The sequence below is a fragment of the Chryseobacillus diguaensis genome, from assembly GCF_049220665.1.
Classification (GTDB): Bacteria; Bacillota; Bacilli; order Bacillales; family Bacillaceae; genus Metabacillus_B.
The window spans coordinates 1-24660 of sequence record NZ_JBMKNV010000006.1 but is presented as its reverse complement, the minus strand read 5'-3'; the positions used below and the strand labels follow the sequence as shown (position 1 = coordinate 24660).

General features: G+C 42.0%; 20 protein-coding genes. 17 read left to right on the top strand and 3 right to left on the bottom strand.

Going from position 1 to position 24660, the window contains the following annotated elements; translation table 11 throughout:
• The first annotated feature begins 29 nt into the window (after window positions 1-29).
• Complete coding sequence (locus tag ACOT8F_RS11265; RefSeq protein ID WP_421652184.1) at window positions 30-554, top strand: type 1 glutamine amidotransferase domain-containing protein; 525 nt, start codon at window positions 30-32, stop codon at window positions 552-554.
• Window positions 555-787: 233 nt separating this feature from the next.
• On the opposite strand, the gene ACOT8F_RS11260 is transcribed toward ACOT8F_RS11265, so the two are convergent.
• Window positions 788-1300: a CcdC protein domain-containing protein gene (locus ACOT8F_RS11260; protein WP_421651970.1), complete on the bottom strand. Its 513-nt coding sequence runs from the start codon at window positions 1298-1300 to the stop codon at window positions 788-790.
• A gap of 283 nt (window positions 1301-1583) precedes the next feature.
• Window positions 1584-4160, bottom strand: coding sequence for a bifunctional lysylphosphatidylglycerol flippase/synthetase MprF (mprF, locus tag ACOT8F_RS11255; protein ID WP_421651969.1), 2577 nt, complete (start codon window positions 4158-4160; stop codon window positions 1584-1586).
• 345 nt (window positions 4161-4505) lie between these two features.
• On the opposite strand from mprF, the gene ACOT8F_RS11250 reads away from it, so the two are divergent.
• The 12 genes from ACOT8F_RS11250 (at window position 4506) to ACOT8F_RS11195 (ending at window position 16830) form a co-directional block, all read left to right on the top strand.
• The gene (locus ACOT8F_RS11250) at window positions 4506-5699 is read left to right on the top strand and encodes a sensor histidine kinase (protein ID WP_421651968.1); all 1194 of its coding nucleotides are present in this window, start codon (window positions 4506-4508) and stop codon (window positions 5697-5699) included.
• Entirely contained in the window at window positions 5696-6370 is a 675-nt protein-coding gene (locus ACOT8F_RS11245) for a response regulator (RefSeq protein ID WP_421651967.1), read from the top strand. Before ACOT8F_RS11250 ends, ACOT8F_RS11245 begins: the two co-directional genes overlap by 4 nt.
• Window positions 6371-6518: 148 nt before the next feature.
• Complete coding sequence (locus tag ACOT8F_RS11240; protein ID WP_421651966.1) at window positions 6519-7454, top strand: ABC transporter ATP-binding protein; 936 nt, start codon at window positions 6519-6521, stop codon at window positions 7452-7454.
• 14 nt (window positions 7455-7468) lie between these two features.
• The gene (locus ACOT8F_RS11235; RefSeq protein ID WP_421651965.1) at window positions 7469-8677 is read left to right on the top strand and encodes an ABC transporter permease; all 1209 of its coding nucleotides are present in this window, start codon (window positions 7469-7471) and stop codon (window positions 8675-8677) included.
• A gap of 11 nt (window positions 8678-8688) precedes the next feature.
• Complete coding sequence (locus ACOT8F_RS11230; RefSeq protein WP_421651964.1) at window positions 8689-9846, top strand: ABC transporter permease; 1158 nt, start codon at window positions 8689-8691, stop codon at window positions 9844-9846.
• A 164-nt stretch (window positions 9847-10010) separates the two neighbouring features.
• Entirely contained in the window at window positions 10011-10751 is a 741-nt protein-coding gene (locus ACOT8F_RS11225) for a sugar phosphate isomerase/epimerase family protein (protein WP_421651963.1), read from the top strand.
• On the top strand, window positions 10738-11694 hold the full coding sequence (locus ACOT8F_RS11220) for a sugar kinase (protein WP_421651962.1): 957 nt from the start codon (window positions 10738-10740) through the stop codon (window positions 11692-11694). The genes ACOT8F_RS11225 and ACOT8F_RS11220 overlap by 14 nt, the downstream gene beginning before the upstream one ends.
• A 3-nt stretch (window positions 11695-11697) precedes the next feature.
• On the top strand, window positions 11698-12981 hold the full coding sequence (locus ACOT8F_RS11215; RefSeq protein WP_421651961.1) for an MFS transporter: 1284 nt from the start codon (window positions 11698-11700) through the stop codon (window positions 12979-12981).
• A 96-nt stretch (window positions 12982-13077) separates the two neighbouring features.
• Window positions 13078-14076 (top strand): LacI family DNA-binding transcriptional regulator, encoded by a 999-nt coding sequence (locus ACOT8F_RS11210; RefSeq protein WP_421651960.1) that lies wholly within the window; start codon window positions 13078-13080, stop codon window positions 14074-14076.
• Window positions 14077-14149: 73 nt separating this feature from the next.
• Window positions 14150-14785, top strand: coding sequence for a 3-hexulose-6-phosphate synthase (hxlA, locus tag ACOT8F_RS11205; RefSeq protein ID WP_421651959.1), 636 nt, complete (start codon window positions 14150-14152; stop codon window positions 14783-14785).
• On the top strand, window positions 14782-15330 hold the full coding sequence (gene hxlB / locus ACOT8F_RS11200) for a 6-phospho-3-hexuloisomerase (RefSeq protein WP_421651958.1): 549 nt from the start codon (window positions 14782-14784) through the stop codon (window positions 15328-15330). Before hxlA ends, hxlB begins: the two co-directional genes overlap by 4 nt.
• Before the next feature lie 228 nt (window positions 15331-15558).
• The gene (locus ACOT8F_RS11195) at window positions 15559-16830 is read left to right on the top strand and encodes an ATP-binding protein (RefSeq protein WP_421651957.1); all 1272 of its coding nucleotides are present in this window, start codon (window positions 15559-15561) and stop codon (window positions 16828-16830) included.
• Window positions 16831-16898: 68 nt separating this feature from the next.
• On the opposite strand, the gene ACOT8F_RS11190 is transcribed toward ACOT8F_RS11195, so the two are convergent.
• On the bottom strand, window positions 16899-17456 hold the full coding sequence (locus ACOT8F_RS11190; protein ID WP_421651956.1) for a 3D domain-containing protein: 558 nt from the start codon (window positions 17454-17456) through the stop codon (window positions 16899-16901).
• A 389-nt stretch (window positions 17457-17845) separates the two neighbouring features.
• Here ACOT8F_RS11190 and ACOT8F_RS11185 point away from each other — a divergent pair, with 389 nt between their 5' ends.
• The 4 genes from ACOT8F_RS11185 (at window position 17846) to ACOT8F_RS11170 (ending at window position 24503) form a co-directional block, all read left to right on the top strand.
• A complete protein-coding gene (locus ACOT8F_RS11185; RefSeq protein WP_421651955.1) occupies window positions 17846-20134 on the top strand; it encodes a helicase C-terminal domain-containing protein in 2289 nt (762 codons plus the stop codon).
• Between the two features lie 242 nt (window positions 20135-20376).
• Window positions 20377-20709, top strand: coding sequence for a DUF485 domain-containing protein (locus ACOT8F_RS11180; protein WP_421651954.1), 333 nt, complete (start codon window positions 20377-20379; stop codon window positions 20707-20709).
• Entirely contained in the window at window positions 20709-22238 is a 1530-nt protein-coding gene (locus tag ACOT8F_RS11175) for a solute symporter family protein (protein ID WP_421651953.1), read from the top strand. The genes ACOT8F_RS11180 and ACOT8F_RS11175 overlap by 1 nt, the downstream gene beginning before the upstream one ends.
• 834 nt (window positions 22239-23072) lie before the next feature.
• Entirely contained in the window at window positions 23073-24503 is a 1431-nt protein-coding gene (locus ACOT8F_RS11170; RefSeq protein ID WP_421651951.1) for an amino acid permease, read from the top strand.
• Window positions 24504-24660 lie beyond the last annotated feature (157 nt).

The following is a 24660-nucleotide window of genomic DNA, read 5'->3' as shown; positions in this document are numbered from 1 at the left end:
AGTAATGAATCGTTGGAGGTGCAAGAATGATGCGTTTAGAAGGCAAAAAAGTCATTCAGCTTGTAAGCGGAGAATTTGAAGATTTAGAACTGTGGTACCCGGTCTTGCGTCTGAGGGAAGAAGGGGCAGAAGTCCATCTTGCCGGAGAAAAAACAGACGAAACCTATGTCGGCAAGTACGGAGTACCAGCGAAAAGCGATCTATCCTTTTCTGAAATTGACCCTTCCGAGTACGATGCCATCCTCGTTCCTGGAGGCTGGTCTCCTGATAAGCTCCGCCGCTATCCTGAAGTACTTGATATGGTCAGGCACATGCATGAGCACCAAAAGCCGATCGGACAAATTTGCCATGCGGGCTGGGTGCTGATTTCTGCGGGCATTTTAGACGGTGTCAATGTAACAAGCACCCCGGGCATTAAAGATGACATGACTAACGCCGGTGCCATCTGGCATGACGAAGCGGTTGTAAGAGACGGCCATATTATATCAAGCCGCCGCCCGCCGGATCTTCCGGAGTACGGGAAGGCTTTTGCTGATGCATTGGCTGAAAAATAAGTAAGGAATTGACTGGGAATGGTCTGAATGGGTCCGGCGGCTGCAATGGACAATTGAAACAAGCATTCTTTCATCTCGCCCCTGTTCAACTAAAAAACACAAAAAAATGGCTCCGGGAAAAACTCCGGTCCATTTTTTTGTGAAGTATATGAAATATGATCAGGTATGCGAGATGACTTGCAATTCACCAAACAAGAGAACCCTTTTCCATTTGAAGCAGGAAGCTTTTCTGTTTAAGCGGCATTTTTCAAAAGACTTGAGCCTTTTCTTAATACATTCGTGTAATAGATCAAATAAAACGTGACAAGGAGAAAAAAGATGCCTGCAGTGAGAGGAGAAGAGAACTGGCTTTGGTACTGATCAGGTGTCTGGGCTGACTGCTTTGTAATGAAAATCATAACGAGCCTTGTTGCTATTCTGCTTAAGAATAAAAACAGCACGGCAGATTCAATCCAAATGTGGGTTCTGTAATACAGGTTACCTGTTCTTTCTTCGAATTTAGTATGATCAATGGCAAGCTTAGCTAAAACAATTCCTGCTATAATCCCAACAGCATCAAGAATAAGAGATATTGGATGCATAAGGCTGGCAAGGAAAATAAGGAGCCCGACAATTCCAAATAGGATCATTCTGAAGCGAAGCCTTCCTTTTTTAAAAGGCTGGAACCCTATTGAGCGTTTGATTCTCCGGTACATAAAAAACCCGACTAGTAAAATGGGCAGTAAATAGGAATATGTTTCTGTCATCGTATCCCCCTAAACATTTATCATGAATTCCTTCCATTATTATAACGAATGGGGATGTTTTGATCCATATTTTTCCTAAAAATGGGTTTGACTAATAGATGCTTTTGGCTTGTAAAAAAGTGGGGTTTGGCTCGTTAGAATGGCCTTTTGGCCAGTAAGCACCTTAAAAAATCCCGAATTTGAGCAGTTATTTTGAATAAAGCTGTTTAAAAAGGCTGTTTTTATAAAACAGACTTTTTTTATCCAAAAAAAGGAGCTGACCCGGCATGGAGTCAGCTCTCTTTCAATCCTTCCTCTTCTTTCCGATCATCAGAGAGATCTGAAGCATCGCTGCAGGAAGGGAGGTTCGCCCTCTTATGGCTAAATATTTTGGTACCCATGTTGTAGCGTACTTTTCTTTAAACTTGCGGATACCGGCAAACTGGTAAAAAAACTGTCCGTGCACAAAGATTTTGGAAGCAATTCTTTCACCAAGGAAAGCATATTTGGTTCGTCCGACATTTGATAAAGGTGCCATTCCAAGATTGAATTGGCGGTATTCATGCTTTTGGCCGTACAGCATAAGGGATATGAGGATGTAATCCATCGTCCCGTTAGGCGCATCCTTTAAGTGGCGCATTAAGTCGATGGACAGCGTTTCGTTATTGTCATATACCGGCATAAGTGTCGCAAAAGCAGTAAGTTTGCCATCAGGCCCTCTTAAAATGGCAATCGGAGCTCTCTCGAAATAGTCTTTATCAAAGAATCCAAGAGAATATCCTTTTTCGCTTTTCCCATCAAGCCAATCATCCGAAACGGTTTTGAGTTCCTCCATAAACAAGTCACTGTATGGAGGCTGAACAATGCTAAAAGTATATTCTTCCCGTTCAAATTTGTTTTTTACTGCCCTGAGGCTGGCTTTTTTCTTTCCGGAAAGCGTAAATTCAGCCAAGTCCACATAGGCTTCTTCTCCAAGCTTGAAAAACTGGTAGCCGTTCTCATGGTACAGAGAAAGATTATCTTTTTCAATTTGATAAAAGATGGGAGAGTAGCCGTATTCGTCTGCAAAGGATTGAAATTCTTCTATCGCTTCGCCGATCCGGTCCTGATCTCCGACTGGATCACCAAGAACGACAAGCTTGTCCCCCGCTTTTTTGTACATCATCATCACATCTTTTTCTTTTGTCCAGAAAATATCTTTATCCTTTAAAAAGACAAGATGAGTGAGAATATTCCCCCGGTACTTAGTAAGAAATTCTTCAATACTCTCTGTATCAATATCTCTCACGGTGTCCGATTTAGGGGAGAGAAGTTTGTTTCCGACTGTTAAAAACAAGAGAGCAAGAGCTGTTCCGATTAAGCTGCTGATGAAGAGTTCATCTGGTCTCATCACAAGCAGTTCTTTTAATTCCACAGGAATCTTTTTGTGAGAAAAAGGCTGTTTTAAATAACCGATCAGCACATAGAACAGCAGAGATCCAAGCGTCAAAAAAACGACTGTGAGGGAGCCCCATGACATCGGATAATTTTCCCGGTAAAAACGTTTTCTTGAGAACCATAGAACGACAGAAATAATCAGCAGGAATAATGCTTCTTCATAATCAAGACCTTTAGAAAAGGTGAAAAGAGCACCTGCAATTAGAACGATTAATGTAAGGATGTAGGCCCGCTTAACTTTATGAAGGACGCTTCTCGATAAAATAAGCAGAGCAATACCTGCTCCGACTGAAAGCTGGTGGGACAAGTTTAAAAATGGTTCGGATAAAAGCTTTTCAGCGAACCTGAGCCTGCCGAGAATTCCTGGTGTAGCAGCAGAGAGCAGGAGCAGCACTCCGCTAAGGAAAACGAGAGCGGCCAATGCCCAGTGGCTAATGTTGACAATCAAAAGCTCTGGCACGATGGAAAACCTTTTCCATGTTTTGACAGCTTTTTCCCATTTCGTATTTTTCAGTGCATCCTGTGTTTGGGATACAAGCTCTGTTGAGGCAAGAATCAGGCCGATGATCCAGGGAATCAGGTAATAGGATAACCTGTAAAAGACAAGCACAAGAAGCACATCGTTTGTTGGGACACCGTAAAGCTCCAGACCAATCAGCATAATTAAATCAAAAGAGCCGATGCCGCCAGGAACCATGCTGATTACGCCCGCGATGGCGGCAGCAATAAAGATGGCTGCAAGATGATTGAAGGATACGCCTGTGTCCAGAACCACTGTAATTCCATACATCGCAACAAGAGCAAGGGACCACTCAATAAGTGATGCAGCAATCATCAAAAAAAAGGAACTGGCTTTTGGGGTGAAAGGAATTTTTTCCGGCTGCTTTTTATGGGAATAATACCAAAAAAGGATATATCCCGGTAGATAAGCCGCGATTCCCCAGAGCGTATACCTCAGCCAGACGTGCATTTCAAATATCGGTTCGATGTTGACGAGCTTAAGCAGCGGGAGCCAGGCAAGAATTGAAAGGCCTGTCAGCATTAAGGGTGTCATCCAAAGAATGGCTGCCATCAGAACCGCTGTATCCGAATAGTAAGCTTTATACAGCATTCCTCTTAAACCGGCTCCTGTAAAACCTCCGAAGCCAAGCATATTATTAAACGTATTCGCGATCCAGGAAACCTTCACCTTTTTCAGCTGAGGAATCTCCATTTTCAGCTGTCTTGTCAGGATAAAATCATAGATAGCCATCGATCCAACAGCAATCAAACCAAGAATAGCCATTAAAAAAATTTGGCTTGGGGAGAGGGTTTTTAAACGAATTAATACATTTGTTACGTCAATGTCCTGGATCTGTTTTTTTCCTTCAAGAATAATCAATGAGAGCAAAACAACCGGTATCAGAATTTTAATCAAACGTAACAGCCAGGGGCGTTTTTCCATATATCCACTTCTTTCTAAGCAGGCAAACTCTATTAGAGCCTTGCCTAAAGGCTGATTCATTTTTAAGGAAGGGCTAACCAGCCGTTTTCCTTTTACTGTTTAATATTCCTGCAGGCATTCACATTCATGTATGAATTATGTACAATAGACAGCGCTCTAACTTAATCCTCAATTTGGAAAATGAGCAGGAGTTCTATTTTTTATTCTATGGGATTACAGGGTTCTAATCAATTTTTTATAGAAGAAACGGGGCTCAAAAAATATTGTAGCAAAAAATAGGCGGTGATAATATGGAATAAAAGAAGTTTCTTCCAAAAAAGGAGGAAGATAGAAGGGCGGTCTATTTTGCTGAGCACTACGAGAATTGCAATGTTTCTTCTGATCAGTTTTATATACGGCAGCAGCGCATGGGATAGTAATCGCTTCGCAGCTATTTACTCCATTGCCGCCGGAATTTGTTTTTTGATCAATCATGTACTTGTTATTGCTTCATTCTCAAATAAGTATAAGATCTGGCTGATCACCATTGATTGTATTTTATCAGCCTGCTTCGGATTCATTTTTCCAGGATCCAATCTCTATCTGATTCTTTTCGGCGTTGCAGCTGTTACGCTGTTCATTTATACAGCCAAAAAGGAAATCCGATGGACTTTTATAGGCTTTTTTCTCGTGGTGTGGGCTGGTATTATGGTCTACTCTCATGTGGTTCTTGGAGAAATCGACTTCATTGATAATATTATGAGTGCGATGTTTATCGTATTTGGGTCCATTGTAGGCGGTCTGATTCGAAAGCTAATGGATGCTAAAGAAACGATGGATAAACAGTATGAACAGCTCACTAACTCTCATGCAGCTTTATCTGCAGCTCACGAACAGCTTCATTCTTATTCAAAACAAATTGAAGAATTAACAATGACAAGAGAACGAAACAGAATGGCACGTGAGATTCATGACACTGTAGGTCATAAAATGACCGCTTTATTAATTCAGATTGAGCTGGTGAAAGAGATGCTTGATATCGATCCAGAAAAAGCAGAAGAGACCATTCTTGTATGCGACAGCCTGGCACGAAGCGCTCTCGAGGAAATCCGATTTTCCGTCAGAACCATTCGTACGGAAGAAGGGGGACAGCAGGCACTCATTCCTTCTCTTCGGAAGCTGATGGAAGAGTTCTATAAAACGACAGGTCTCGAGACATCTTTTGAGATTAAAGGAGATCCGTCAATGATCCCAATGACGCTTCATTTGTCCATTATACGAACTGTGCAGGAATCACTGACAAATGCCAGGCGCCACGGGGAGGCAACTGCCTGCTCCATCAAACTTAACTGCAGCAAAGAACTTGTCAGCCTTATCCTAGAGGATAACGGACAGGGAACTGGTAAAATCAGCAAAGGATTTGGCCTGATCAATATGAAGGAACGGATTGAAGAACATGGAGGTTCCATTCAATTTGTAAGTAAAGCTAATCAAGGCTTTCAAGTCAAAGCGGTGTTTCCGCTTCTCGCAAAAAAATGGGCAGCTGGAGGAAAACAATGATAAATGTATTGGTTGTAGATGATCAGCCTTTGATGAGAGATGGCCTTGCGACTCTGATTAATATGAGAAAGGACATTTCGGTTGTGGGAACGGCAGCTGATGGCCTTGAAGCATTTGAAAAAGCCAAAACCTTAAAGCCTGATATTGTTCTCATGGATATTCGCATGCCGGGAACAGACGGAGTAAAGGGAACAAGACTGATTAAACAGAACCTTGAGACAGTAAAAGTACTGATGCTCACCACTTTTACGGATAGTGAACTGATATTTGATGCTCTAGAGGAAGGCGCAAGCGGCTATCTTTTAAAAGATATGTCAACAGATACCATCGTGCAGGCAATCATGACGGTGCAATCAGGAGGCATTGTCCTTCCTCCCAACTTGACTGGCCAGATCCTGAAGGAACTGAAAAAATCAAAAGGGACCGAATCAGAGGCCAAGGAGTCCCCGCCGCCGTCTGTTTTAAAGGAATTAACCGAACGTGAAATTGAAGTGCTGAAGCAAATCGGCTACGGCATGAGCAACAAAGAGATTGCCGGTGTTTTATACATAACAGAAGGAACAGTGAAAAACCATGTATCCAATTTGATCTCAAAGCTTGAGCTTCGAGACCGGACCCAGGCTGCTATATTCGCTGTGCGCTATGGGATAACGGCCTTTCCTGAAACATGAGGCATATGACTTTTTGCATAGTAAGCTATTTCCGAAGACCTCCCGGGGTCTTTTTTTTGTGTTTACATTTCTGTCTGGAGGTAGATGGAAGTTTTTTTAATCTGAAATAAGATGAAATAGAAGAGTGAAACGAAAAGGAGTGGCTTGAATGCTTACTGTTCAGGATATTAAAAAATCATTTAATAAAAAAGAAGTGGTGAAAGGTGTTTCGTTTTCGGTTGAAAAAGGCGAGTCCTTCGGGCTTCTCGGACCAAATGGGGCCGGAAAATCAACAACCATCTCGATGATCTGCGGCCTTCTTGCTTATGATTCAGGGGATATTCTAGTTGGAGGAACCTCTGTTAAGAAAAATCCATCTGAAATTAAGAAAAAAATCGGGATAGTCCCGCAGGAAATTGCTTTATATCCAACCATGTCAGCAAGAGAAAACCTGATCTTCTGGGGTAAGATGTATGGCCTTTCCGGTTCCAAAGCGAAAAAGCGCGCAGAGGAAGTATTAGACTATGTTGGTTTAAAAGACAGGGCGAAAGAGAAAATCGAAACCTTTTCGGGAGGAATGAAGCGAAGGATCAATATTGGCGCTGCGTTAATGCATGAACCGGAGCTATTGATTATGGATGAGCCGACTGTTGGCATTGATCCGCAGTCTAGGAATCATATTTTAGAAACAGTGAAGGAATTAAACCAAAAGGGAATGACAGTCATTTACACAAGCCACTACATGGAAGAAGTAGAGTACTTGTGCGAAAGGATTGGCATCGTGGATCAGGGCAAAGTGATTGCTCTTGGAACTAGAACTGATTTGTGCTCAAGGCTTGCTGGAGGAACGGTGATAAAACTTGGCCTCAGCCAGCTTAAAGAGGAATTTACAAATCAGCTGAAAGAATTCGAGCAGGTGGAAAAGATTGTAACAGATCATGAGCATTCCTCCCTTGAAATATTTGTGAAAAGCCATCAGAACGCTGTTGCAGATATTATTTCTGCTGCTATAGGGGCAGGCCTGCAGGTGGTATCGCTTGAGCTTCAGGAACCCAATCTGGAAACACTGTTTTTACAGCTTACAGGGCGCTCTTTGCGCGATTAGGAGGTAGAAGGATAATGAAAAGTTTGGTTATCGCGTGGAAGGACTTTAAGATACGCCTGAAAGACAGACGGGGATTTATCATGATGATTCTCATGCCGCTCGTCCTGACAGCCATACTTGGATCGGCTCTTGGTTCAGTGCTCGGCAATGATAACCTTCCGCATACGGTGATTGGTCTTGTAAAAGGGAGCCAGGATGATTTAACAGATACGTTTACAAAAGATGTTTTAGGAAGCAAGGATCTCAAAAAGTTTGTGACTGTGAAGCAGGTGAAAAAGGAAGATCAGCTTTTGGAACTGCTGAAAAAAGGTAAGATTGATGCGGGTATTGCGATACCTGCAGGCTGGAGCAAAGATTTAAAAAATGGAAACTTGAAGGATTTGACTGTTTACACAACTCCTGATCATCAAATAAAAGGGTCCATTGCCGAATCAATTGCAGGAACCTTTACAGACAGAGTCAAAACCCTTGCAAATTCAGGGAAATTAACGGTAACCGATCTTGCTTCCTCAGCACCTGTTACGACTGGAAAGCTTGATCTTGGAAAAGCTGCAGTCCAATTAAACAGTGAATTAAGCAGCATAGCAAAACAAAAAATGGACATTCAAGATGTGACTACTGGAAAAAAATCTGTTTCCTCCATGCAGTATTATGCAGCGGGCATGGCTGTCATGTTTCTACTATATAATGCCACAGTTGGAGCGAAATCCATTCTGCAGGAAAGGGAAAACGAAACCCTATCAAGATTGATGTCAACTCCGACAGGAAATATCTCTATTCTTCTCGGGAAATTTTTCGGAACCCTGCTGTTTGCTCTTATTCAACTGCTGGTTTTTCTCGCAGCAACACATCTGTTTTTCGGTGTGAACTGGGGTGACAATATGGTTCAAGTATTTGCTGTAGGACTTTCTTATGCCATTGCTGTTTCAGGATTATCGATGGTTCTTGCATCCGTCATTTCCAGTGTAAAAACGGCCGATCTGATCAGCGGTATCGGCGTTCAAATTCTGGCTATTCTGGGCGGTTCAATGATCCCGCTCTATTCTTTCCCAGACTTGATGCAAAAAATCGCTTATTTTGCTCCGAATAAATGGGCTTTATCAAGCTTCTTGGAAATTATGTCAGGTACAGCGTGGAACACATTGCTGCTGCCGATAACAATCTTGCTTTCGCTCGGCATTGTTTCTGTATCCATTGGAACCTGGCGTTTAAGGGCCAGATAGGAGGAATTAATGTGAAAAAAATATGGACCATATGCTCGTTTGAAATTCTTCGTTTATTGAAAAAACCGCAAAGTTATATTCTCATGTTTGCCCTTCCTCTGTTGTTAACCATGATCTTTGGGAGCCTTCTTGGAGGAGGGGGCAGTGCAAGTCCAACTCTTGCTGTAGTAGATCAGGATCAAAGCCATTTATCCAAATCTTATTATGATTTGCTTCATAAGGAAGATCAGCTTTACACCTTGCAAAAAAGCACAGAAAAAGAGGCACAAGCAATGCTTGATCAAAAAAAGGTTTCAGGGATTATCATAGTCCCGAAGGAATTTGAACAAAGCTTGCTGGAAGGCCGTGCTCCTGTCATAAAGTTTCAGCACACACCTGACTTTACCTCTGTGGCGGCAGTTAATCAATTTCTGTCCGGAAAATTAAGTAAAATCAGCATTGAAGCAAAAGCTGCAGAAGCATGGAGCCAGTACAGCGGTGAAGACTGGCAGACAATGTACAATAAAATCAGCAGTGAAGTAAAGGGAGGAAATGGTACGATCAAGAAAGAATTGGCTGCCGATCCTTCTTTGAAGCGGATGAGCAGCACATCCAGCAGTGCTGCCGGATTTACGATCATGTTTGTGATGATTATGATGATGAGTGTCACTGGAACGATTCTTGAAGCCAGAAAAAATGGAGTCTGGTACCGTATGCTTTCTGCTCCGGCAACAAAGTTCGAGATTTCTGCCGGTTACCTGCTCTCCTTTTTCCTGATTGGCTGGGTTCAGTTTGGCATCTTAATGCTCGCAACGCATTTCATGTTCGATGTTCAGTGGGGAAATTTCTTGGGGACATTTATTCTCGTTTCAGCCCTTCTTCTTGCTGTTGTAGGACTTGGCCTTGTGATCGCGGGCTCTGTTAAAACAGCCGAGCAGCAATCCGCTATGGGGAATTTAATTGTGGTTTCTACCTGTATGATCTCGGGTGTTTATTGGCCGATTGATATAGAGCCCGAATTTATGCAGAAAATCGCCAATTTCCTGCCGCAGACCTGGGCAATGAAAGGATTTACAGAGCTTGTGGCAAAAGGCGGAACACTGATGGACATCACGGGCTATATTGGGATCCTTGCGCTGTTTGCCGCCGGATTCCTCGTTATCGGAATGTCGCGGATAAAATATGAGTAAAGGGATAAGGGAAGCTTTGGCCAGTTGAGCCGGGCTTCCCCTTTTTGTTATAACTATTTTCAGTTAATAATTCTCTAAAACCACTTGTTAAAACGCTTACATTATATTAAACTGTTAATAAACCGATTTAGTAAAACGATTTAGTTATCGAAGGAGTCCTGCAATTGACAAACATAATCATCCCCATGAATTCTTTTGATGAAAACATAACATCAGAAAAAGGTTTTTTAGAATTCTTTTTAAAAATACGAGAGGGAGGAGCTGACGGAGTAGAACTTCGAAGGGAACTGATGTCAAGAACTATCAATCTGACAGAAATCGGTCAGCAGCTGCAGGATCTTAAGCTTGCCTGTTTTTACTCTGCCCCTGTTCCAATATGGAAAGAAGATAGTTCATTAAACAATGCAGATCTCATCCAGGTATTTTCCGAAGCGAAATCACTTGGAGCAAAATTGGTGAAAGTGAATCTTGGAAGCTTCAAGCGGGGCATTTCAAATTTGGATGCATTAAACAATGTGTTAAGTGTTCCTTTCCAGCTCACTGTTGAAAACGATCAAACAAATGAGGGCGGATTGCTTAAGAATATGCATGATTTTTTGCAAGATGCCAGGAAATGCGGCACGGCTATTAAAATGACATTTGATCTTGGGAACTGGGAAGTGACGGGTCAAAACGCAAAAAATGCCTATAGGAAATTGAAAAAGGAAGTTGCCTACTTGCATTTAAAGAATGTAGTGGAGGAAAACGGCAAATGGTCTTCTGTGGCAATTCAAGCTGATGAATGGTGGCCAGAAATGATGTCTGGCATTCCGGCTGCCCCTGAGTTTCCCTTTCATTCTTTTTCAGAAATGAATGATTCTATTAATCTATTGAGAAAGGCTGGGAAAAAGCATGTCTTCTATTGATGTTATTACATTTGGCGAAGCAATGGCGTTGTTTATTGCAGATAAAGAAGGTGCACTATCAGAAGCAAACTCATTTTCGAAAGCGCTATCAGGAGCAGAAACAAACGTCGCAATAGGTCTTGCCCGACTTGGATTAAAAGCGGCCTGGGCAAGCATGGTCGGCAAAGATTCTTTTGGTGATTTTGTTTTCGCACAGATGAAAAAAGAAAAGGTAGATGTGCGCTGTGTAGGAATAAATCCTGACTATCCGACAGGTTTTCAGCTTAAATCGAAGGTTTCTTCAGGAGATCCGCAAGTAGAATACTTCAGAAAGAATTCTGCTGCGAGCATGATGAACACTGATGATTTCAATCCTTATTATTTTCAAGAGGCTGCCCATCTGCATATGACGGGGATTCCGCTTGCCATTTCAAAGCATACAAGAGGCTATGCTGAACAGGCGCTGAAATTTATGAAAACCAGCGGTAAAACTGTTTCATTTGATCCGAACTTAAGGCCCTCTCTTTGGAAAACAATGGAGGAAATGATTGAGATAACGAACCGTATTGCTGCACAGGCAGATTATGTGTTCCCTGGAATTCAGGAAGGGGAGCTTCTGACAGGCTACAAAAATCCTGAAGATATCGCTGAATTCTATATGAACCAGGGAGTAAAGCTTGTTGTCATTAAGCTTGGGGAAGAAGGAGCCTATTACAGAAGCGAAAAAGAAGAAGGAAGAGCTGATGGGATCAAGGTCGAAAGGGTTGTGGATACTGTCGGAGCTGGGGACGGCTTTGCAGTAGGCATGATCAGCGGACTGCTGGAGGGCATTGCGCTTAGGGATGCTGTTATGCGCGGCAATGCAATTGGTGCCCTGGCTGTTCAGTCCAAAGGGGATAGTGAAGGCTATCCGACAAGAAAAGAACTGGAAGATTATCTGCAACAATCTGTTAAAGGGGTGTAATTCATGAATCAATTACTTGCACGTTCACGCTGGATTCGTTTAATTCCTGTTGTTTTTATTACGTATAGTCTTGCTTATCTGGACAGGGCAAACTATGGATTCGGGGCAGCGGGCGGAATGGCAGAAGATCTGCACATTACTTCCGGTATGTCTTCTTTGCTTGGATCTCTGTTTTTCCTTGGATATTTCTTTTTTCAGGTACCTGGTGCCCATTATGCTGAAAAAAAGAGTGCGAAAAAGCTGATTTTCTGGTCTTTGATAATTTGGGGAGGACTTGCGGCAGCCATCGGTATGACAAGTAATGTGTATTTGCTGCTTTCACTGCGCTTTTTACTGGGAGTTGTTGAAAGCGCTGTTATGCCTGGGATGCTTGTTTTCTTAAGCCACTGGTTTACGAAAAGAGAACGCTCAAGAGCGAATACCTTTTTAATTCTCGGAAACCCAGCGACTGTTCTTTGGATGTCTGTCGTTTCCGGCTACTTGCTGAATGTTGTAGGCTGGAGATGGATGTTTATTATTGAAGGTTTGCCTGCCGTTATTTGGGCATTTATTTGGTGGAAGCTTGTTAACGATGAACCGAAGGATGCGAAATGGCTAACAGAAAAAGAAAAAGATGCTCTTAGCCATGAGCTTCAAGCCGAACAGGCTGGGATGAAGCCTGTCAAAAATTACGCTGAGGCCTTTAAATCAAAAACGGTCATTCTGCTGAGCCTTCAGTACTTTTTATGGAGCATTGGAGTATATGGTTTTGTTATGTGGCTGCCGTCCATTATTAAGGCAGCGCCTAATATGGATATTGTGACAACAGGCTGGCTTGCAGCTGTACCGTACTTGCTTGCGGTCATTCTGATGCTTGTCTGCTCTTATTTCTCTGACAAGATGCTGAACCGGAAAGCCTTTGTATGGCCGTTTCTTCTGATCGGAGCGATTGCTTTCTATGCTTCCTATCTTGTAGGCACAAGCAATTTTTTGCTTTCCTTTGTCCTTCTTGTGATAGCTGGCGGGGCGATGTATGCGCCGTATGGACCTTTCTTTGCGATCATTCCGGAAATATTGCCTCGAAATGTGGCAGGCGGAGCAATGGCCTTAATTAACAGCTTCGGAGCACTCGGCTCTTTTGCAGGAGCTTACGTGGTTGGGTTATTAAATGGAGCCACAGGCGGATTCGGTGCTTCCTATCTATTTATGGCAGGTTCCCTGCTGCTTTCAGCCATTATCACGATGGCTGCAGTGAAAGAGAAGAAAAAAGTCCAGTCGAAGCATACCCTATATTCGGCAGCAAAGTAAGTCATTCGTTATCGCTTTCCTTTTTAAACTGGATTATAGATTTCGAAAAGGCTAAAATAGGATGGAAACGAAATGCTTTGAAAAGGAATCGATGAAATGAAGAAAGTGACACTGGCAGATGTTGCATCCCTTTCTGGTGTATCAAAAAGCACGGTATCCCAATATTTAAATCAGCGTTTTGAATATATGAGCAAGGCGACAAAGCAAAAAATAGAAGAAGCAATCGAGGAGCTTGATTATCAGCCAAACTATCTGGCAAGAAGCCTCAAGCAGAAAAGAACGTCAATGATCGGTGTCATTGTCGCTAATATCATGCATCAAATGTCAACCGAGATCAGCAGAGCAATTGAAGATTATTTTAACAAACATGATATTCATGCCATTATATGCAATGCGGATGATGATCCTGAAAAAGAAAAGCAATACATTGAAATGCTCCGGGCCAAACAGGTTGATGGGCTGATCATCTTTCCTACAGGGCAAAATGTCTCTCTTTATCAAAAGATGGAAGAAGAAGAGTATCCTGTCGTATTTATGGACCGGCTTGTTGAAGGTATTTACATTCCATCAGTTGTGGTCAATAATGCGGAAGCCACATACGAAGCAGCGTCCCATCTGATCAAAGAGGGACATGAAAAAATTGTTATTATGACCCCCCCGCTTACCATCAGTCCTAGGGTTGAGCGGGTGGCAGGGTTTAAAAAAGCGATGGCGGAACATCAGCTGAATGCTGAATCTGTCATCAGTGCTGAAATTTCTGAGATTCAAAAGGAAATGAAGATGCTGTTCTTAAAAGAGGACGCACCAACAGCAATGATTGCAGGGAATGACCGGGTTTTGATGGAAATGCTGGCCTTTTTTAAACGAGAAAAAATTGCCATTCCTGAAAAGGTATCTCTTATCGTATTTGATAACATTCCCTTTGCCCATTTTTATCATCCCTCTATAACATCTATTATTCAGCCGGCGTTTGAAATGGGTACCTTTGCAGCTGATCTTTTGATGAAGGCCATTTTAAAAGAGGAAACAGTTAAAGAAAATACTAGATTTCAGTGCAGACTCGAAATCAGAGAATCAACGAAGCCGAAAAAATAAAGCACATTCTGCTTGCTTCTCTTTTTTGGATTATCACTAAACCGGTTTAGTAAATAATGAAAGGGATGATAACATGCTTATTCAGTTAGCGATCGACCGGCTATCCATTGAAGCTGGTATAGAAACGGCAAACAAGGCGAGGGAGCATATAGAGTGGATTGAGGTAGGAACATCACTTATTAAAGAATACGGGATGGAAAGCGTTCGCAGGTTTAAAGAAGCATTTCCTGATAAAAGTATTGTTGCCGACATGAAAACAATGGATAATGCCGTTTATGAAATGAAGATATGTTTAGAAGCAGGAGCAGATGTGGCAACCGTTATGGGCTCGGCCCCTTATGAAACCATCGCTGCCTGCGTAAAAGAAGCAGATCATTATGGGAAAAAAATAATGATTGATTTGCTGAATACAGATGACGTGAAAATGAAACAGCTTCTTGCATTTAAGAATGTCATCTTTTGCTTCCACGTCAGCAAGGATATCCAGGAGCTTGGCAAGCCGCCGAAGTTAACGATTCAAAGGCCTGAAGGCTTGAGTCAAAAGATTGCAGCAGCTGGCGGGATTACGCTTCAAACGTTTGATGAGCTTGCTGCTGCATTCCCTGATGTCCTGATTATCGGGTCAGCCATAACCAAAGCGGAAGATCCGGCACTTGCTGCAAAAGAATTTGCGGATAAAATTCAAGCATGGGAGAGTGCTGTAAAATGAGATTAACAGATACTATTCTTAATGAGGTTGAACAGGTGCTAAGACTAATGGAGGAAAACTGCATCCATAAGGCTGCAGAGATTCTCGCAGGCTCACAAAGAGTATTTGTTACAGGTGAAGGGCGCTCTGGATTAATGGCGAAGTCTTTTGCGATGCGTTTAATGCACCTTGGAGCGAGCGTATATGTACTTGGTGAAACCATTTCACCCTCCCTGAAAGAAGGAGATACTCTTGCAGCAGTGTCAGGCTCTGGCACGACAAAACAGACAGTATGGACAGCTGAGAAAGCAAAGGAACTGAATTGCCGCGTCATTGGTGTGACAGCGAATCCTGAATCTCCTCTAGGTAGAGCTGCATCAGAAATAATCCATATTCCTGCTGCTACAAAATACAGAAGGGAAGGGGAAGCGGAATCCATTCAGCCGCTCGGTTCCCTGTTTGATCAATGTGCTCATATACTCTTTGATGCGATTTGCCTGCAATATGCCAATGCGAAAAAGGTCTCACATGAAGAGGCTTTTAAACAGCACAGCAATGTGGAGTAAAATTGCGGAAAAGCCTCTTTAAATGAGGCTATTTTTGATAGGGCTGGAAGCTAGTTAAAAAAGTTTTTTGCCAGTAAGAGAGCCAATTTGGACAGTTAGAGCTGATTTTATCATCCCTTTAATAAGTGAAACACGCAAAAACATAGGAATTTGTTCCTCTTCTCATAAAGGATTTACCCTCTTTTTGTCGTAATGGTTGAGTATAAATATGGGTACGGAGATGATGAAATGCTGGGTGAGAAATTGTTATTGCATGTGTTAATTGTGCTTGCACCAGTCTTGATTCAATGCTTTGTATTTGAGAACCGCCGCATTGGCCAATCCCAATATTTCATAGGCTTCCTTTATGGAGGTGCTTCAGTCTTATGCATGATTTTTTCCTACCGGGACTATTCTATTAATTGGGATCTTCGTTTTGTTCCCCTCGTTCTTGCTGTTTTATATGGCGGAAAGAAAGCTGGTGTTATTGCTTTGCTTGTGATGTTTGCTGCAAGGACTTGGATTGGCACATGGCTTGGCGGCAGCGGTTTGGTTTATGGATACGCCTGTTTGTTTGTCATTGCCTTTTTACCTTTCTTCTATTCAAAAGGTTTTCTTGCAATACAAGTAAAAAATAAAAGAATCCTTACTGCGATTGCCATCGGGTTCTGGCCATTCCTGATTCAAATTTTTACGATTATTTGTTATTTTCTTTCCATCGGAAAACTAAATACATTAACCGAAGTTGTTTTTGTCGAGTATCTTTGTCTCTTCGGCTCCCTTCAGATCATTGGAACAGGAGCAGGGGCGAGGCTGATTGAAGGGAGTATAGAAAAAAATCAGATGCGGATGGAAATAATCCGTTCAGAAAGGCTGAATACGATTGGAGAGATGGCTGCTTCCATTGCTCATGAAATCCGCAATCCGCTTACTGTTGTAAAAGGGTTTTTGCAGCTTATGAAGGGGAACGGGAAAGATGGAAGCTATGAATATCTTCCGCTCGTACTGAGTGAGATTGATAGGGCAGAGTCTATCATAAATGATTATTTAAACTTTTCAAAACCAAAGATTGAAAAAATGGAGAAGTTTCAGATTGGTCAGCTTTTAAAGGATATTTGCCAGCTGCTGGAGCCGTATGCTGTGAAAAAAGGGGTTATTCTTGAAAAGGATCTGGTTAACGGATCACCGATTGAAACCGATCGTAACCAGCTTAGCCAGGCGTTTATCAATCTCGTGAAGAATGCTATTGAAGCGACAGATGAAGGCGGAAAAGTATTGGTACAGCTGCAGACAGAGGGGCAGCAGATCGTTGTATCCATTACAGACACAGGAAAAGGAATGAGTCCTGACCAGGTATCAAAAATCGGGACGCTGTATTATACGACGAAGGAAAAAGGGACTGGACTTGGAACTGCGATTTCTCTTAAAATAATTGAAACGATGCATGGACGGGTTCGATACGAAAGTGCACTTGGTGTTGGGACAGTTGTCACAGTAAATCTGCCGCTTTATGCGAGCTAAAGTTTAATACATAAGAAATGTAAAAAACCTGCAAAGTCACTAGACTTTGCAGGTTTTATTTTACTTATTTATCGAAAAATCTTTACTTTCACTTTTTTAACTCCCCATTTGTATGCTTTTGCTTTAGAGGAGAAGAAGACATCGATTTTTTTGCCTTGCATCGCGTGGCCTCTGTCGGCAGCAACTGCATAGCCGTAGCCTTCAACATATACTTTTGTTCCGAGCGGAATGACACGGGTATCAACAGAGATGACTTTTGCGTTAGGGTTTTTCTTCAGGTTAATCCCTGTAGCCGTAATGCCGCTGCATCCTTTGCAGCTTGCTGTGTAGGCTGTTGCAGAGAAGCTCATTTCCTTGTAGGCTGCCGGTTTTGATTTAGATTTCGACGTGGAAGCAGCTTTTACCGCTGTCTTAGGCTGTGAAAACTGAAGCACCTGATTTACTCTGAGACGATCACTAGATAGTTTATTCCACTTCTTTAGCTGGTCCACAGTAACATGGTTTTTTTTGGCAACTCCCCAAAGAGTATCTCCGGCCTTAACTTTGTATGAAGCCGCAAAGGCCTGTCCTGAAAACCCAAGTGACAAGATAACGATCGAGCTAACAGTCATAATAAACTTCTTCAAAAGTCCTAGTCCCCTTTATGTATATAATGGTATACAATACCAGTATTATGTGACAAACATGTTTCACTAGCTTTCTATTTATGTTACAAAAATATTTCATATTTTGTATTATTTATTGTAAAACATGCGAATTAAATAGAAATATAGGTTCATAAACTTTGTTTTATAAGGGCTTTACTGAAAAATCACCTCTGTAAAATATATGGAAATATATTGATATTACTTTCAATTTCTTCATGAAATAATACAAGGTAGGCGGTATGGCCTGGTTTAAAAATGTGAAAATAGAGTATTGTATAATTTCTTCCTATAATAACTCTCCTTTTTGTTTAATTAGGCAATGATGTATAAACTAATCATTAAGGATTTTATAAGAGAGGAGGACATATATGGTGGCGGCTATGAGACTATCTGTCAGGCAGCTTGTTGAGTATGTTTTCAGGAGCGGAAGCATTGAATCAGGCTTTCGTTCCAGCAGCACGATGCAGGAGGGAACAAGGATTCATCAGGATATACAGAAACAGTACGGCGAAAATGATTTAAAAGAAGTATATGTCAGCAGAGAAGTGCCCTATAGCGATTTTGTTTTCCATATTGAAGGTAGATGTGACGGGCTGCTGCTCCAAAATGGTAGCATCATTGTTGATGAGATTAAATCTACTTCTAAAGCTCTTGCTGATATAGGGGGAGGCTATCCTGTTCACTGGGCGCAGGCGAAGGTTTATGCCTGGATTTACGCAAAGGATCATAATATGGACACAATTGGTGTTCAGCTAACTTATGTGCAGAAGGAAACCGGGGAGAAGAAGCAGTTTCAGGTAACAGCTTCTATAGAAGAATTGGAATCCTTTATTTACTTTGTTCTGAAAGAATATGAGCCCTATGCATCCTTGATGGCCTCTCATCATAAGGAAAGGAATGAAAGTATTAAAGAGCTTGGTTTTCCGTTTGAGGCATACAGGGAAGGGCAGCGCAAGTTTGCCGGGGCCGTTTATAAATCGATTGCTGACAAGCAGGCTCTGTTTGCTAATGCTCCTACAGGAACGGGAAAAACGATCTCAACTATTTTTCCATCAGTGAAAGCGATTGGAGAAGGTTTGATTCAGCGCATCTTTTATCTGACTGCCAAAACCATTACAAGAAAAGCTGCCCAGGATACCTTTTTTCTGTTGAAGGAGAAGGGACTCAAGCTGTTTACAGTAAGCATTACCGCCAAGGATAAGGTTTGTTTTGGGGAAGGGACTGGCTGCAGCAGAGAGTCTTGCCCGTTTACTGAAGGCTATTATGATAGAGTCAATGCCGGGATTCTTGATATTTTATCGAATGAAACCTTTATGGACAGGCAAATGATTGAACAATATGCCATGAAGCATAAGCTTTGCCCATTTGAATTTTCACTTGATTTGGCATATGCAGCAGATGCTGTGATCTGTGATTACAATTATATTTTTGATCCGCGGGTTTCGCTGAAACGGCTCTTGGATGATCAGAAAAAACAAACGGCTCTCCTTGTTGATGAGGCGCACAATCTAGTCGACCGGGCGAGAAGCATGTATTCTGCTGAGCTGAACAAAAGCCAGTTTCTCCAGCTGAAACGAGAATGGAAGGGCAGAAACTCAGGTCTTTACGATTCGGCCAAACAGGTTAATGACCATCTGCTGGAGCTGAAAAAACTCGGGCCGGGTACTGATAGCAGAGTTCTTGCAGAAATGCCGGATAAGCTGATTGAACTCTTGGAAGAATTTATTCTTCGTGCAGAACAGGAGCTTCTATTAAGTGGAGCGGCAGATGAGCGAAAAGAACTCCTGCTTGACGTTTTCTTTGCTGCTGCAGGATTTATAAGAATCTCAAAGATGTTTGATGAACGCTATACAGCGTACTTGGAAATGGACAGGAGCGAGGTACTGGTTAAGCTATTTTGCCTTGATCCATCTTTACTCCTTAAGCAGGCCAGCAAAGCGTACCGCTCTATTATTTATTTTTCAGCAACGCTATCACCGCTTCCATATTTTATCGAAATGCTCGGGGGAAACCAGGAAGAAGATTATACGGTAAAAATTCCTTCCCCATTTTTTAAAGAACAGCTGGAGGTCCATATTGAGCCTCTTTCTACACGGTTTAAAGACAGGGAAAGGACGAAGCTTCCGCTTGTCCATATCCTTTATAATCTGCTTGAGGACCAGCCTGGCAGCTATCTTATCTTTTTCCCGTCTTATAAATACATGAATGAGGCGGTGGAGCTGTTTATGGAAGCGCCCCCTGAGTGTGAGGTTATTGTGCAGTCAGCTGGAATGACAGAAGAAGAAAGAGAAGCTTTTCTTGAATTTTTTGAAGAAAACAGCAAGAAGAGCCGGATCGGATTTGGTGTTTTGGGAGGTATTTTTTCAGAGGGCATCGATTTGAAAGGAAATCGGCTTACTGGCGTAGTTGTAGTTGGAGTCGGCCTGCCCCAGCTGAATTTCGAACGAAATATTATCAGGGATTATTTTCAAGCACACGGAAAAAGCGGTTATGACTATGCTTATGTATTCCCAGGAATGAATAAGGTTCTTCAGGCTGGAGGAAGGCTAATCAGATCTGAGGAGGACGAAGGAATTATTGTACTTGTTGATGACCGTTTTCTCACACGCCACTATTATGCACTGCTCCCGGATGAATGGAGAGCATCTATTAAATGAGAGCCAGAACCTTTATGGATTCTGGCTTTTTGTATGGCATTGATAAATTTCATCAAGGGTTTTATGCTTGCCTTAGGCTGAATAAGGGGCTTGTGCTTTTCTTATACCAATCTATGCTTTATGCCTTTCCAGTGTATAGATGAAGAATCATATAAAAAACGAATTTACAAAGTATTAAGAAAATATGATAATGTAGATGTACCCTTGTGGGTAAAAATGGTAAAAAAGAAAGGGGTAAAAAGATGAAAGAAAATTCATTGAAAACTGCTGCTGAATATTCAACCATTGCCGAGTCACCCTCCTTTAAGGAACTGATTAGAAAAAAACGCAATTTCATTTTGCCATCATCCTTGTTTTTCCTCATTTTCTATTTTGCTTTGCCCGTCCTAACAGCTTATTTCAAATTTTTGAATGAACCAGCTATTGGGCCGGTCAGCTGGGCGTGGGTATTTGGCTTTGCGCAGTTTATTATGACATGGGTATTATGCATTCTTTACTCTAAAAAGGCAGCTGAATTCGATGTGCTTGTAGATGGTATTGCAGAGAAAGCCGCTAATAACAAGGAGGTCTCTTAATGAATACTCTCGCATTTACGCTTTTTCTCATTATCGTTGCATTAACCCTTGTGATTACGTACTTTGCTTCTAAAAAAACGAAGACGACCAGTGATTTTTATACAGCTGATTCAAGCTTAACTGGATGGCAAAATGGCTGGGCCATCTCAGGGGATTATATGTCAGCCGCTTCTTTTCTCGGTATAGCGGGCATGATTGCTCTCTCGGGCTTTGATGGCTTCTTTTATAGCATCGGTTTTCTCGTTGCTTACCTCGTTGTGCTCTATATCGTAGCAGAACCGCTTCGGAATCTTGGGAAATATACGATGGCTGATATGATTGCAGCGAGATTTGATCAGAAAAAAGTAAGAGGCGTCGCTGCTCTAAATACTATTGTTATCTCTATTTTTTATATGATCGCACAGCTCGTTGGGGCAGGTGCACTAATTCACTTGCTCCTTGGAATGGACTACGTTTACTCTGTGCTGATTGTCGGAGTGCTTATGACCGTCTATGTTGTTTTTGGGGGAATGACAGCAACGAGCTGGGTGCAGATCGTTAAGGCAGTGCTTCTAATGATCGGTACTTTTATCATTACCTTAATGGTTTTGGCCAAATTCAATTTTAATATTTTTACCATGTTTGAAAGCATGAAGTCTGCTACACCTCTTGCAGAAGGTTTCTTAAACCCGGGCAACAAGTTTACAAATCCTCTTGATACCATCTCTCTCAATATGGCGCTTGTTCTAGGAACAGCAGGACTGCCTCATATCCTGATTCGTTTTTTCACTGTCAAAGATGCGATAACAGCGCGGAAATCTGTTGTTTATGCCACATGGATTATCGGCATTTTCTATATCATGACCATTTTCCTTGGCTTTGGGGCAGCTGCCTTTGTCGGCTACGATCAGATTGTTGCGGCCAACGCTGCAGGAAACATGGCTGCACCTCTTTTAGCCAAGGCGCTTGGCGGAGAATTTTTATTTGCTTTCGTTTCAGCGGTTGCCTTTGCTACCATCCTGGCAGTTGTAGCAGGTCTTGTCCTTTCTGCGGCTTCTGCATTTGCGCATGACTTCTACAGCCATATTCTGAAAAAAGGCAATACGACAGAAAAAGAGCAGGTTACTGCAGCAAGATGGGCATCAATCGGTGTCTCTGTCTTATCAATCCTTCTTGCTTTATTTGCCCAAAAAATGAATGTGGCCTTCCTTGTATCACTTGCCTTTGCTGTTGCTGCCAGTGCCAACTTGCCGATCCTTCTATTCACCATATTTTGGAAACGTTTCAATACGGCGGGTGCTGTTGCAGGTATGCTTACGGGGCTGATCAGTTCACTTGTACTCGTAGCAGTTGGCCCGAATATTTGGTCTCAAGAAGCAGGAAAAGCCATTTTAGTCGGAACGCCTCTCTTTGATCTTTCCAATCCAGGCATTATCTCCATTCCCCTCGGCTTTATCGGGGCATGGGCAGGAACCGTTATCTCAAGGAAAAAAGAAGATGCCCGGAAATTCGATGAAATTCTGGTGCGAGCCAATACTGGAATCAAATAAGACGGAAAACAGCTGCAGGTGTATAAACTGCAGCTGTTTTTTTAGCTGTTTTCTTAAACTTAGTTGTTTCTTGCAAGATCCATGATTTGGCAGGAACTTTTAGGATGGCTCTTTTCTTAAACTTTGTTGCTCCTCACTCCAAATTTCTTTTAAAAGACCCTTGATTTTGCAAAAACGTTAAGAAAAGATGCTCCGAAGCAAGTTAAAATGCGTTATTAGAACTTTTACGAATAGCAACAATCTCTGCGAAAACAGCCTTTTGTTATTTTGGAAAATCTGTGGATAGTAATTCGTCCTGGGGAAAGATCTGCATTTGGGAGGTGATTTATCCTCATTTTGAGGATAATAGTATACTCTTTGAGCCCTTTTGAGAGCTTCCTATGCCGCTCAATGTCGTTCGACTTTGAAAACTACTTTTTAAAAGTTGTAAGTTTTAAAGTAACCTTGATGACAAGTGAAAGGTGCTTACTTTCCGAAAAGCTGGTTTAACTGTCCAAACTCGTGTTCTAACGATCGCAATCCAGTTTTTAACTGTCCAAACAGGGCTTCTAACGGTCCGAATGAGCCATTACACTGTCCAAGCACTGAATCGAGCTGTTCAGCAGCAGCTTCTCAAATTGTAATGATTTCTTTAATTTAGAATATTTCACTCATTCCAAATTATTAGTAGATTATATTATTAAGAAATAGTAAACTAGTAAAAAAACAGAATACCTTTCATGTTTTTTGGTAAAAAAAGGCAAATTAACTGAAATGTTTGCTATTTTAATAAAATGGTACTTTTGGCAAATTGTTTTTAAAGCGCTTACATCATTTGGTAAAGGAGAAATGTGCATGAGCAAACATAATGACTACACTTTGAAAAGAGAGCTGAAGGGAAGACATGTGCTGATGATCGCCCTTGGCGGTGTCATTGGGACAGGCCTGTTTCTTGGTACGAGTGTTACCATACACGAAGCAGGGCCAGGGGGAGCATTAGCCGCTTACCTTTTTGGCGGATTGGTCATGTATTTAACAATGCTCTGTCTCGGTGAGCTTGCTGTCGCAATACCTGACGTCGGCTCCTACCAAACGTATGCAACAAGGTTTATTTCACCTTCTGCAGGCTATGTGATCGGCTGGATTGCCTGGCTGAACTGGGCTGTTACTGTCGGCCTGGAGCTTTTATCTGTCAGCCTTCTCATGCAGAGATGGTTCCCCGATGTATCAACGTGGATTTGGTGTGTGGTATTTGCTGCATTGCTCTTCACGATTAATGCACTATCCTCGAAAAGCTTTGGAGAAGTAGAATTCTGGTTTGCAAGCATTAAAGTTCTGACTATTATTGTTTTTATCGTATTCGGCGGAGCAGCCATGTTTGGTTTCCTTCATATGAAGGGAAGTGCCGCACCATTTCTATCAAATTATTCAGGACACGGGGGCTTGTTTCCAAATGGATTTGTCGCCATCTTAACCACGATGATTGTCGTTAATTTCTCCTTTCAAGGAACAGAGCTCGTTGGGATTACTGCAGGTGAAAGTGAAGATCCTGAGAAAACCATACCAAAAGCGATTAACAATACGGTTTGGCGGATTCTTGTCTTCTTCGGACTTGCAGTATTTGTACTTGCCGGTTTGTTCCCTTGGGAAAATGCAGACAAGGTAGAAAGCCCATTCGTCGTTGTATTTGATAAAATCGGTATTCCTTATGCAGCGGATATTATGAATTTTGTTATTATTACAGCGGTTCTTTCAGTGGCAAACTCTGGATTGTATGCGACATCCAGAATGCTTTGGTCGATGTCCAGCAACGGCATGATTCCTAAATTTTTCGGCAAGGTGAACAAAAGAGGTGTACCGATTAATGCACTTATTGTCAGTATGCTTGTCGGGTGCCTTTCACTTTTATCCGGCATCGTTGCTAAAAGCACTGTTTACTTGTGGCTTACTTCTATAGCAGGCTTTGGAGCTGTAATAGTATGGGCATCCATCGCATTATCGAACCTCCTTGCAAGAAAAAAATTCCTTGCAGAAGGCGGAAATGTAAGGGACCTGAAGTTCCGAACGCCGTTTTATCCGATCGTTCCAATTCTTGCACTCTTCTTTAATGTGGCTGTTATTGTGAGTCTCGCCTTCATACCGGATCAGCGAATGGCTCTATACTGCGGTATTCCATTCATGGTCGCCTGCTACTTGGTCTATAAGTTTTATGCAAAGAGACGAATGAATTTGAATAAAATGGAAGCTTCAAAAGCGGTTTTTAATCTACGCGAAAAAGCGGAATAGAAAAATGAGCCGGCTGTTTTTACAGCCGGCTTCAGTTTGTAGACAAAAGGCATTCGGATGTCTCTATCCGTATGCCTTTTTGTTCATTTTTAAGTAATTTAATGCTTTACAGACCTCTTCCTTGGATACTTTTATGCCATTTTTCCAGATTCCCAAG